The organism is Kitasatospora sp. NPDC002543 (assembly GCF_053594915.1).
This window is the reverse complement of record NZ_JBSFWR010000006.1, coordinates 94,374-106,839: the sequence shown is the minus strand read 5'-3', so window position 1 is coordinate 106,839 and position 12,466 is coordinate 94,374. Positions and strand designations below refer to the sequence as shown.

At 72.5% G+C, this 12,466-nt stretch carries 6 protein-coding genes; all 6 read left to right on the top strand.

The window, feature by feature from the left end; genetic code table 11:
* Positions 1 to 1,022 precede the first annotated feature (1,022 nt).
* On the top strand, positions 1,023 to 2,978 hold the full coding sequence (locus tag ACWD4P_RS04855) for an alpha-1,4-glucan--maltose-1-phosphate maltosyltransferase (protein WP_359820228.1): 1,956 nt from the start codon (positions 1,023 to 1,025) through the stop codon (positions 2,976 to 2,978).
* On the top strand, positions 2,975 to 4,699 hold the full coding sequence (treS, locus tag ACWD4P_RS04850) for a maltose alpha-D-glucosyltransferase (protein WP_355262322.1): 1,725 nt from the start codon (positions 2,975 to 2,977) through the stop codon (positions 4,697 to 4,699). Before ACWD4P_RS04855 ends, treS begins: the two co-directional genes overlap by 4 nt.
* Before the next feature lie 252 nt (positions 4,700 to 4,951).
* Positions 4,952 to 6,442, top strand: a complete 1,491-nt coding sequence (locus ACWD4P_RS04845) for a maltokinase N-terminal cap-like domain-containing protein (protein WP_449778562.1) — start codon at positions 4,952 to 4,954, stop codon at positions 6,440 to 6,442.
* 60 nt (positions 6,443 to 6,502) lie between these two features.
* Positions 6,503 to 8,953, top strand: a complete 2,451-nt coding sequence (gene glgB, locus ACWD4P_RS04840) for a 1,4-alpha-glucan branching enzyme (protein WP_449778561.1) — start codon at positions 6,503 to 6,505, stop codon at positions 8,951 to 8,953.
* Between the two features lie 150 nt (positions 8,954 to 9,103).
* Entirely contained in the window at positions 9,104 to 11,233 is a 2,130-nt protein-coding gene (gene pta / locus ACWD4P_RS04835; RefSeq protein ID WP_449778560.1) for a phosphate acetyltransferase, read from the top strand.
* A complete protein-coding gene (locus tag ACWD4P_RS04830; RefSeq protein WP_359820180.1) occupies positions 11,230 to 12,453 on the top strand; it encodes an acetate kinase in 1,224 nt (407 codons plus the stop codon). The genes pta and ACWD4P_RS04830 overlap by 4 nt, the downstream gene beginning before the upstream one ends.
* Positions 12,454 to 12,466 lie beyond the last annotated feature (13 nt).

Here is a 12,466-nt window from a genome sequence, read left to right as displayed (position 1 = left end):
GCGGTCGGCCGGACAGTGCGTCAAGTGGGCTATTGGGCATCCGTTCGGCCTATTGATGAGATCGCATTCGGCGCACAGGGCTGCACGGGGGGCGCGCGAGGCGCACATTTCGGGGGCCCGCGCTACCAATACGTGAACTCTTCGGTACGGGTTCATTTCCGATGGCGCATCCACCCGGGAGACGGCCTGAAACTACTGTCGTACCGCTGCAAAAACCTTGTCCCCGGTGCGAGGATGACCGAAGGTCGTTGATGCTGTGGGGAGTGCGACGACGGGTGGCGTCCCCCGCGAAGCAGCACGTCCGAATCCTTTTCGCGTTGACCGTTCCCGCCCTTCTTAGCCCATTCGGCGCTCGCCGCGCACGGACGCGTGTCCTCGCCCCCGGCCCGCTCGTTCACGGGTGGACCGGGTCGGCCAGGACGTGCCCCGCGCAGGCGTGCGCCGGGACGCACACGGGCTCCGGGGCGTCCCGCCGGCGGCCCGGCGGGCGCCGGGCAGGTTGCCGGGAACAGCGGCGCGGGCAGGCTTCCGGTCGCACGTCCTCCCCACCCAGCAGTCCTCCGGTACTCCCCCGGGCCGCCCCCGGCCCGCGGGGAGCTGCCGCCGATCTCGGGCAGGAGCTTGGCATGCACGGCGACACGCGGGACCAGTCCACACCGCTGGCCGAAGGCCTCGACGCAGCGGTCGCGGAATCCGCCGGACGGATGGATTCTGACACTCGGACAGATCCGGCGATGCCGGCGCCGAGGACCTCGGAGGCGGTCCGTGCCGGATCCTCCGAATCCCAAGCCTCTTCGGCACCCCGGCACCCCGGGGTCGAGGAGGACCGGGCGGCGGCCCCCCGCAGGCGCACCACCACGCGCCGCACCACCGCCACCGCCCCGAAGACCGCCGCTCCGAAGGCCACGGCTCCGAAGACGGCCGCCGAGGCCGCCCCCGCCAAGGCCCCGGCCACCGGGGCCCCCGCTCGGAAGGCCGCCGCCCGCAAGCCCTCCGCCCGCAAGACGACAGAGAGCGACACCGTGATCGGCCGCATCCCCGTCCTGGACGTCAGTCCCCTCGTCGACGCCGGCCGCCGCCCGGCCAAGGCCGTCGTCGGCGAGACCTTCCTGGTCACCGCGACCGTCTTCCGCGAGGGCCACGACGCCGTCAACGCCAACGTGGTGCTGCGCGACCCCCGCGGGCGCAGCGGGCCGTGGACGCCGATGCGCGAGCTGGCCGAGGGCACCGACCGCTGGGGGGCGTACGTCACCCCGACCGCGCCCGGCCGCTGGTCGTACCTGGTGGAGGCGTGGAGCGACCCGCTCGCCACCTGGCGCAGGACCGCCTCGGTGAAGCTGCCCGCCGGGATCGACACCGCGCTGGTCCTGGAGGAGGGCGCCCGGCTGCTGGAACAGGCCGCGGCCGGGGTGCCCAAGAAGGAGGGCCGGGCCGACGTGCTGGCCGCCGCCGACGTGCTGCGCGACCCGTCCCTGCCGCCGCTGTCCCGGCTGGCCGCCGCCCTCGCCCCCGAGGTGCTCGACGTGCTGGCCCGCCACCCGCTGCGCGAGCTGCTCAGCGCCTCCCGCCCGCTGCCGCTCCAGGTGGACCGCGAGCGCGCGCTGTTCGGCTCCTGGTACGAGTTCTTCCCCCGTTCGGAGGGCGCCGTGGTGGACCCGGCCGGCGTCGAGCCGCCGCGCCCGGGCAACCTGCGGTCCGCCGCCGAGCGGCTGCCGGCCGTCGCCGCGATGGGCTTCGACGTGGTCTACCTGCCGCCCGTCCACCCGATCGGCCGAGCCTTCCGCAAGGGCCCGGACAACACCCTGACGGCCGGTCCGCACGACGTGGGCTCGCCCTGGGCGATCGGCTCCCCCGAGGGCGGCCACGACGCCGTCCACCCGGACCTCGGCACCATCGAGGACTTCGACCACTTCGTCGCCGAGGCGCGCTCGCTGCACCTGGAGGTGGCGCTGGACTTCGCCCTCCAGTGCTCCCCCGACCACCCCTGGGTGAACAAGCATCCGGAATGGTTCAGCCACCGCACGGACGGCACCATCGCGTACGCCGAGAATCCGCCGAAGAAGTACCAGGACATCTATCCGATCAACTTCGACCAGGACATGGATGGAATCGTCAAGGAAACCATCCGGATCCTCCGTTTCTGGATGTCCCACGGCATCCGGATCTTCCGGGTGGACAACCCTCACACCAAACCGGTGGTGTTCTGGGAGAGGGTGCTCTCCGACGTCGCCCGGACCGACCCGGACGTGGTGTTCCTGGCGGAGGCCTTCACCCGCCCCGCGATGATGCACACCCTGGCGAAGATCGGATTCCACCAGTCGTACACGTACTTCACCTGGCGCACCACCAAACCGGAACTCACCGAGTACCTCACCGAACTCAGCGGCGACGCCGCCGCCTACATGCGGCCCAACTTCTTCACCAACACCCCGGACATCCTGCACGCGTACCTCCAGCACGGCGGCCGGGCCGCCTTCGCCGTCCGCGCGGTGCTCGCCGCCACCCTCTCCCCCAGCTACGGCGTCTACGCCGGCTACGAGCTGTACGAGAACGAGCCGGCCCACCCGGGCTCCGAGGAGTACCTGCACTCGGAGAAGTACGAGCTGCGCCCGCGCGACTGGAACCGCACCGACACCCTGGCCCCGCTGCTGACCGTGCTGAACCGGCTGCGCCGCCGCCACCCCGCCCTCCAGCAGCTGCGCGACCTGCGCTTCCACCCCACCGACAACGACCAGGTGCTCGCCTACTCCAAGACCGCGACCACCCCCGAGGGGCTCACCGACCAGGTCATCACCGTGGTGAACCTCGACCCGCACCACGTCCAGGAGGCCACCGTCGTACTGGACGGCGACGGCCCGTACGCGGTGCACGACGAGCTCACCGGCGCCGTCTACACCTGGGGCCGGCACAACTACGTCCGGCTCGATCCCTCAGCCGAGCCGGCTCACCTCCTCACGGTTCGGAGGAACCCAGCGTGACAGTGAACGAGCCCGTCCCCGACACCTTCCCCGAGACCTCGAAGAAGAAGCTCGACCCCGAGTGGTTCAAGCGTGCGGTCTTCTACGAGGTGCTGGTGCGGTCCTTCCAGGACAGCAACGGCGACGGGGTCGGGGACCTCAAGGGGCTCACGGCCAAGCTCGACTACCTCCAGTGGCTCGGGATCGACTGCCTCTGGCTCCCCCCGTTCTTCGCCTCGCCGCTGCGCGACGGCGGGTACGACGTGTCCGACTACACGTCGGTGCTGCCGGAGTTCGGCGACCTGGCCGACTTCATGGAGTTCGTCGACGCCGCCCACGCCCGCGGCATGCGCATCGTCATCGACTTCGTCATGAACCACACCAGCGACCAGCACCCGTGGTTCCAGGCCTCCCGGTCCGACCCCGACGGGCCGTACGGCGACTTCTACATGTGGGCCGACGACGACAAGCAGTACCCGGACGCCCGGATCATCTTCGTCGACACCGAGACCTCCAACTGGACCTACGACCCGGTCCGCAAGCAGTACTTCTGGCACCGCTTCTTCTCGCACCAGCCGGACCTCAACTACGACAACCCCCGGGTCCAGGACGAGATGATCGCCGGGCTGCGGTTCTGGCTCGACCTCGGCATCGACGGCTTCCGGCTGGACGCGGTGCCCTACCTGTTCGCCCGCGAGGGCACCAACTGCGAGAACCTGCCGGAGACCCACGAGTTCCTCCAGCGGGTCCGCAAGGAGATCGACGCCAACTACCCGGACACCGTGCTGCTCGCCGAGGCCAACCAGTGGCCGGAGGACGTCGTCGACTACTTCGGCGACTTCGCCTCGGGCGGCGACGAGTGCCACATGGCGTTCCACTTCCCGGTGATGCCGCGGATCTTCATGGCGGTGCGCCGGGAGTCGCGCTACCCGGTGTCGGAGATCCTCGCCAAGACCCCGCGGATCCCCGGCGGCTGCCAGTGGGGCATCTTCCTGCGCAACCACGACGAGCTGACCCTGGAGATGGTCACCGACGAGGAGCGCGACTACATGTACGCGGAGTACGCCAAGGACCCGCGGATGCGCGCCAACGTGGGCATCCGCCGCCGGCTCGCCCCGCTGCTGGAGAACGACCGCAACCAGATCGAGCTGTTCACCGCCCTGCTGCTCTCGCTGCCCGGCTCCCCGGTGCTCTACTACGGCGACGAGATCGGCATGGGCGACAACATCTGGCTCGGCGACCGGGACGGCGTGCGCACCCCGATGCAGTGGACCCCGGACCGCAACGCGGGTTTCTCCTCCGCCGACCCGGGCAGGCTCAGTCTGCCGCCCATCATGGACCCGGTGTACGGCTATCAGGTGACCAACGTCGAAGCGCAGCAGAGCAGTTCGAGTTCGCTGCTGCACTGGACGCGTCGCATGATCGAGATCCGCAAGCTCAATCCGGCGTTCGGCCTCGGAAGCTACGCCGAACTGCCCTCCAGCAACCCCGCCGTGCTGGCCTTCGTGCGCGAGCACGAGGGGGACCTGGTCATGTGCGTGAACAACTTCTCGCGGTTCGCGCAGCCGACCGAGCTGGACCTGCGGCAGTACGGCGGGCGGTACCCGGTCGAGCTGATCGGCGGGGTGCGCTTCCCGTCGATCGGCGAGTGGCCCTACCTGCTCACCCTCGCCGGACACGGCTTCTACTGGTTCCAGCTCCGGCAGCCCCCGCGCCTGAGCGGGACCAGGCGGTCGAAGTAACGATCCGTCGCACGCCGCACACCAGCACGGACAGCACCACCAGACCCTCCGGGGGCGCGAGTTGAAACCCCCGCGCCCCCGGAGTTCTCTGCACCACCGCGTACGGAGAACAGCCCAACGGCCACCCACACGAAGGCGTGACACCCGAGCCGTGCTCGCGTGCCGCGACCGCCGCGCCGCCGCAATCCGGAAGACTGACGGACCCGGCCACGACCCGTCGGGCAGTCCGCGTGCTTCCGGGGAAAGGGAGCCATGTCCGAAACCTCCCGTTCTCAAGCCGACCTCCAGGACGACGCCCCCGCCGGGCCCGCCACCACGGCGGGCGCCCGGGGTGCCGGAGTCCGGAGAACCGCCCTGGGCGTCAGCGAACTCGTCCAGGCGGCCCTGCCGCTGATCGCCGCGTGGCTGCCCACCCAGCGCTGGTACGCCGGCAAGGGGCGCCCCATCACCGGCCTCACCCCGGTGGTCGGCACCCCGCTACAGGTCGGCGACCCCGCCCTGCTGCACCTGCTGCTGCGGGTCGAGCACGCCACCACGGCCGGCGCCCCGCACGGCGACATCTACCAGCTGCTGCTCGGCATCCGCTCCGGCGGGATCGGGGACATCGGGCCCGGCGCCGTGCTCGGCCGGCTCAGCCAGGGCCCGTACGACGGCGCGACCCTCTACGACGCGGTGCACGACCCGGAACTCACCGGGCGGCTGCTCGAACACCTGGCCACCGGCGACCGCTTCGGCGCGCTGTCCTTCCGCCGCACCCCCGGCTCCGGACTGCCCGCCAACCTCCCCGGCCGCGCCTCCACCGCCGAGCAGTCCAACAGCTCGGTCATCTACGGCACCTCGTACATCCTCAAGCTGTTCCGCCGCATCCACCCCGGCACCAACCCCGACCTCGAACTCTCGCTCGCCCTCTCCCGGGCCGGCTCCACCCGCATCCCCCGGGTCGCCGCCTGGTTCGAGAGCCGGATGGAACGCGCCGAACCCGCCACCCTCGGGCTGCTGCAGCGCTACCTGCCGGACGCCGAGGACGGCTGGGAACTCGCCCTCGACCAGGTCGGCCGGCTCAAGGGCGACCGCTCCCCCGGCAACTTCGCCATCGAGGCGCACCGGCTCGGCCGGGCCACCGCCGAGGTGCACCGGGTGCTCGCCCGCTCGATGCCGGTCGCCCGGCTCGACCGCACCCAGACCGGCCGGCTGGCCGGCGCGATGGCCGACCGGCTGGACAGCGCCGTCGCCGCCGTCCCCGGGCTGCTGCGCTTCCGGGCCGCGCTGCGCACCGCCTTCCAGCAGCTCGCCGACGCCCACCCGGACGGCCTGCCGGTCCAGCGCATCCACGGCGACCTCCACCTCGGACAGGCGATGCGCACCCCGCACGGCTGGGTGCTGCTCGACTTCGAGGGCGAGCCGGCCAAGTCGGTCAACGAGCGCCGCGAACCGCAGCCCGCGCTGCGCGACGTCGCCGCGATGCTGCGCTCCTTCGACTACGCGGCCGCCCACCTGCTGGCCGGCGGCCCGGTCGACCCCGAACTGGCCCACCTGGCCGCCGCCTGGGCCCAGCGCAACCGCACCGCCTACTGCGCCGGCTACACCGCCGGCGGCGGCGCCGACCCGGCCGCCTCGCCGGAGCTGATGCGGGCCCTGGAGATCGACAAGGCGGTGTACGAGGTGGTGTACGAGGCCCGGCACCGGCCGAGCTGGCTGCCGATCCCGCTGGCCGCGATCAGCCGGCTCGCCCTGTCCGTCTGACCCCCGCTACCTGTCCCGCCCGCAGGAGTTCGCCCACCCCCGTCGCAGGAGGACCCCGCCGTGACGCCGATCGACCCGACCGGCCGCCCCACCCGCCCCGTACCGGCCACCTTCCTGGCCGGACCGCTCCCAGCCGAAGGGCGGGCGGCCGAAGGACGCGCCGGCCACGAGCACACGGCGCACCGGGCGGCCGAGGAGGGGGGCGCCGGCATCGGCTCGGAGCCCCCGCCCGCCGTCCAGCCCGCCGACCCGCCCGCCGACCCGCCCGCGGCCCGGCCGCCCCTGGGCGCCGAACACCCCGCCCCCACCGGGACGCTGCGGCTGCCCGAGGCACCGCTGCCACCGGCCGAGGTCGACCGGCTGGTGGGCGGGCAGCACCACGACCCGCACGCACTGCTCGGCGCCCACCCGGTGCACGGCGGCACGGCGATCCGGGTGCTGCGCCCGTTCGCCGAGCGGGTGGTCGTCGAGACCACCCACGGACCAGCCGAACTCACCCACCAGCAGGGCGGGTTGTTCACCGGGCTGGTGGCCGGCGGGGAACCGCCCGAATACACCCTGCTGGTGACGTACCCCGGCGGCGAGCCGCAGCGCCAGCACGACGGCTACCGCACCCCGCCCACCCTCGGCGAGCTCGACCTGCACCTGATCTCCGAGGGCCGGCACGAGCAGCTGTGGCGGGCGCTCGGCTCGCACGTGCGCACCGTCGACGGGGTGACGGGCACCGCCTTCGCGGTCTGGGCGCCGAACGCCGTCGGGGTGCGGCTGATCGGCGGCTTCAACCACTGGGACGGCACCGGGCACCCGATGCGCTCGCTCGGCTCCTCCGGGATCTGGGAGCTGTTCGTCCCCGGCCTGGCCGAGGGCGCCACCTACAAGTACGAGGTGCACACCCGGCAGGGCTGGGTGCTGGACAAGGCCGACCCGCTGGCCCGGGCCGCCCAGTGCCCGCCCGGCACCGCCTCGGTGGTCACCTCCTCCGACTACGCCTGGCAGGACGGCGAGTGGATGGGCCGCCGGGCCCGCGCCGCGCACCACCGGGCGCCGATGTCGGTGTACGAGCTGCACCTGCCGTCCTGGCGCCCGGAGCTCACCACCTACCGCGCCATCGCCGAGGAACTCCCCGGCTACCTCAAGGAGTTGAACTTCACCCACGTGGAGTTCATGCCGGTGATGGAGCACCCCTTCGGCGGCTCCTGGGGCTACCAGGTGTCCGGCTACTACGCCCCCACCGCCCGGCTCGGCGGCCCCGACGACTTCCGCCACCTGGTGGACACCCTGCACCGGCACGGCATCGGCGTGATCGTCGACTGGGTGCCCGCGCACTTCCCCAAGGACGACTTCGCGCTCGCCCGCTTCGACGGCGAGCCGCTGTACGAGCCCGCCGACCCGCTGCGCGCCGAGCACCCGGACTGGGGGACGCTGGAGTTCGACTACGGCCGCAAGGAGGTGCGCAACTTCCTCGTCGCCAACGCGGTCTACTGGTGCGAGGAGTTCCACATCGACGGCCTGCGGGTGGACGCCGTCGCCTCGATGCTCTACCTGGACTACTCCCGCGAGGGCGGCGACTGGACGCCCAACCGGCACGGCGGCCGGGAGAACCTGGACGCGGCCGCCTTCCTCCAGGAGATGAACGCCACCGTCTACCGGCGCTGCCCGGGCGTGATCACCATCGCCGAGGAGTCCACCGCCTGGGACGGCGTCACCCGCCCCACCGACGCCGGCGGCCTCGGCTTCGGACTGAAGTGGAACATGGGCTGGATGCACGACTCGCTGGTCTACATGTCCAAGGAGCCGGTGCACCGCAAGTACCACCACAACGAGATCACCTTCTCGATGGTGTACGCCTACTCGGAGAACTACGTCCTGCCGATCTCGCACGACGAGGTGGTGCACGGCAAGCAGGCGCTGGTCTCCAAGATGCCCGGCGACTGGTGGCAGCAGCGCGCCAACCACCGCGCCTACCTGGGCTTCATGTGGTCCCACCCCGGCAAGCAACTGCTGTTCATGGGGCAGGAGTTCGCCCAGGGCGCGGAGTGGGACCACGAGCAGGGCCCGCAGTGGTGGGTGCTCGACGAGCAGTGGCCGGCCCACGCGGACCACCTCGGGGTGCGCCGCCTCGTCCGCGACCTCAACCGCTGCTACCTCGACACCCCGGCACTGTGGGAGCTGGACACCGTCCCGGACGGCTTCCGCTGGCTCGACGGCGGCGCCGCCGAGGACAACCTGCTCTCCTTCGTCCGGTACGCGGCCGACGGCTCGCCGCTGGTCGCGGTCTGCAACTTCTCGCCGGTCGTCCGGCACGGCCACCGGGTCGGCCTGCCCCGGCTGGCGGGCCGCGAGCAGCTGTGGGAGGAGGCGCTGAACACCGACGCCGAGGAGTACGGCGGCAGCGGCGTCGGCAACTCCCACCCGGTCAAGGCCGAGCCGGTGGAGTGGGACGGCCAGCCGCGGTCCGCCGAACTGGTCCTCCCCCCGCTCGCCACCGTCTGGCTCCGCCCGGCACGCTGAACCCTTCCCGGGTGCCCGCGCCGCCGGGCACCCGGGCGGGACCTCCGCCCCTTGCCCGAACCCCGCCGCTCTGCTCGCGGACGGCCGTTCGGGGTGCGAAGGTATGGTCGATATGACCACTTTCCGAGACGACGGGACGGAGACACCCACGTGGCGCGCAGCGTGTACGTGACCGGCATCGACCGGGGGGACGGCCGGCAGGCGGTCGAACTCGGGGTCATGGAACTGCTCACCCGCCAAGTGGACCGGGTCGGGGTGTTCCGCCCCCTGGTGCACGCCACCGACCCCGGGCAACCGGGCACCGACCACGTGGTCGAGCTGCTGCGCGGCCGCTACCGGATCGACCTGCCGGGCACCGAGCTGTACGGCCTCACCTACGAGGAGGCCGCCGCGCTCCAGGCCGCCCAGGGGCAGGACGAGCTGGTCTCCGCCCTGGTCGACCGCTTCCACGCGATGGAGCGGCACTGCCAGGCCGTGCTGGTGCTCGGCACCGACTTCGCCGACACCAGCATCCCGGACGAGCTGGCCTTCAACGCCCGCCTGGCCAACGAGTTCGGCGCCGCCGTGCTGCCGGTGGTCGGCGGGCACGGCGAGGACGCCGAGACCGTGATCGCCGAGGTGCGCAACGCCCACCGCGCGTACACCGACCTCGGCTGCCAGACCCTGGCGATGGTCGCCAACCGGGTCGCCCCCGGCGCCAAGCAGCGGATCCAGCGCACCCTCACCGAGAAGCTTCCGATCCCCGCCTACGTCATCCCGGAGGAGCCGGCCCTGGCCGCGCCCACCGTCGCGCAACTGGTCGAGGCGACCGGCGCCGAGGTGCTGCTCGGGGACGCCGCCGGGCTCGCCCGGGACGTGCGCGGCTACGTCTTCGGCGGCGCCATGCTGCCCACCTTCCTGGACGCGCTGACCGAGGGCGCCCTGGTGGTCACCCCAGGGGACCGCGCCGACCTGGTGATCGGCTCACTGGCCGCGCACGCCGCCGGCGCCCCGCCGATCGCCGGCGTGCTGCTGACGCTCGGCCAGCACCCGGGCCCCAACGTGATGGCGCTGGCCGCCCGGCTCGCCCCCGGCACCCCGGTCGCGGTCGTCCCGGAGGGCAGCTGGCCCACCGCCGCCCATCTGACCCACCTGGAGGGCAAGCTCACCTCGGCCAGCCCCCGGAAGGCCGAGATCGCCCTCGGCCTGTTCGAACTGCACGTCGACACGGCCGAGTTGACCAACCTGATCGAGGTCCGCCGGTCCGAGCGGGTCACCCCGATGATGTTCGAGCACGAGCTGCTGGAACGCGCCCGGGGCACCCGCCGGCACGTCGTCCTGCCCGAGGGCACCGAGGAGCGGGTCCTGCGCGCGGCCGAGATCCTGCTGCGCCGCAACATCTGCGACCTCACCCTGCTCGGCGACGTGGACGCGGTGCGCCGCAAGGCCGCGAGCCTGAGCATCGAACTGCCGCAGGAGGACCCGGCCGCCGACCGCGCCCAGGTGCGGATCGTCGACCCGGCCACCAGCCCGCTGCGCCGCCAGTTCGCCGAGCTGTACGCGAAGCTGCGCGCCCACAAGGGGATGACCGTCGAACTGGCCCTGGACGTCGTCACCGACGTCTCGTACTTCGGCACCCTGATGGTCCAGGAGGGCATCGCGGACGGCATGGTCTCCGGCGCGGTGCACTCCACCGCCGCCACCATCCGGCCCGCCTTCGAGGTGATCAAGACCTCGCCGGGCGCGTCGATCGTCTCCTCGGTCTTCTTCATGTGCCTGGCCGACAAGGTGCTGGTGTACGGCGACTGCGCCGTCAACCCCGACCCGGACGCCCAGCAGCTGGCCGACATCGCCATCCAGGCGGCCGCCACCGCCGCCCAGTTCGGGGTGGAGCCGCGGGTCGCGATGCTCTCGTACTCGACCGGCACCTCCGGCTCCGGCGCGGACGTCGACAAGGTCCGCAAGGCCACCGAGCTGGTCCGCGAGCTGCGGCCGGACATCCTGGTCGAGGGGCCGATCCAGTACGACGCGGCGGTGGACGCCCGCGTCGCGGCCACCAAGCTGCCGGGCTCCCCGGTGGCCGGGCGGGCCACCGTGCTGATCTTCCCGGACCTCAACACCGGCAACAACACCTACAAGGCGGTCCAGCGCTCGGCCGGGGCCGTCGCGGTCGGCCCGGTGCTCCAGGGGCTGCGCAAGCCCGTCAACGACCTCTCCCGCGGGGCGCTGGTGCAGGACATCGTCAACACCGTCGCGATCACCGCGATCCAGTCGCAGGACCACAAGGAGGCCACCGCATGAGCGACGGAACCCGCGTCCTGGTCCTGAACGCCGGCTCCTCGTCGGTGAAGTACCAGCTGATCGACATGCTGGACGGGGCCAAGCTCGCCGCCGGGCTGGTCGAGCGGATCGGCGAGGCCGGCGGGCGCCTGGTGCACACCCCGCGCACCGGCGGCCCGCGCGAGACCCTCCAGGCCTTCCCGGACCACGCCTCCGCGCTCAAGGCCGTCGCCGAGGAGCTGGCCGCCGACGGCCTCGGGCTGGACTCCCCCGAGCTGGCCGCGATCGGCCACCGAGTGGTGCACGGCGGGCTGCGGTTCACCGAGCCGACCGTGATCACCGACGACGTGGTCAAGGAGATCCGCCGGCTGATCCCCGTCGCCCCGCTGCACAACCCGGCCAACATCACCGGCATCGAGGTGGCCCGCGCGCTGCGCCCCGACCTCCCCCAGGTGGCCGTCTTCGACACCGCCTTCCACGCCTCGATGCCCGAGTACTCGGCCCGGTACGCGATCGACCGGGCCGTCGCCGACGAGCACCGGGTGCGCCGCTACGGGTTCCACGGCACCTCGCACCAGTACGTCTCGCGGGCCACCGCCCGGCTGCTCGGCAAGGACCCGGCCGAGGTCAACGTGATCGTGCTGCACCTGGGCAACGGCGCCTCCGCCTCGGCCGTCGGCGGCGGCCGCTGCCTGGACACCTCGATGGGCCTGACCCCGCTGGAGGGCCTGGTCATGGGCACCCGCTCGGGGGACATCGACGCCGGCGTGGTGTTCCACCTGCACCGGGTCGGCGGGCTGTCCGTGGACGAGATCGACGACCTGCTCAACCGCCGCAGCGGCCTGCGCGGACTGTGCGGCGAGAACGACATGCGCGGGATCATGCGCCGGGCCGACGAGGGGGACGAGGACGCGAAGCTGGCGTTCGACGCGTACGTCCACCGGCTGCGCAAGTACATCGGCGGCTACTACGCGGTGCTCGGCCGGGTGGACGCGATCGCGTTCACCGCCGGCGTCGGGGAGAACGCGGCGCCGGTGCGCGCGGCGGCCACCGCGGGACTGGAGGAACTGGGCATCGCCGTCGACCCGGAACTGAACTCGGTGCGGTCCGGCGAGGCGCGGATCATCTCGCCCGAGTACGCCCGGGTGAAGGTCGCCGTGGTGCCCACCGACGAGGAGCTGGAGATCGCCCGACAGGCCTTCGCGCTGGTGCACCGGGAACGCCGGGAGTCCGAGGACTGACACGGATCCGTCT

Coding starts and splice junctions, on each gene's coding strand:
- ACWD4P_RS04845 (WP_449778562.1), top strand. CDS start 4,952: ATGTCCGAAACCTCCCGTTCTCAAGCCGACCTCCAGGACGACGCCCCC.
- ACWD4P_RS04830 (WP_359820180.1), top strand. CDS start 11,230: ATGAGCGACGGAACCCGCGTCCTGGTCCTGAACGCCGGCTCCTCGTCG.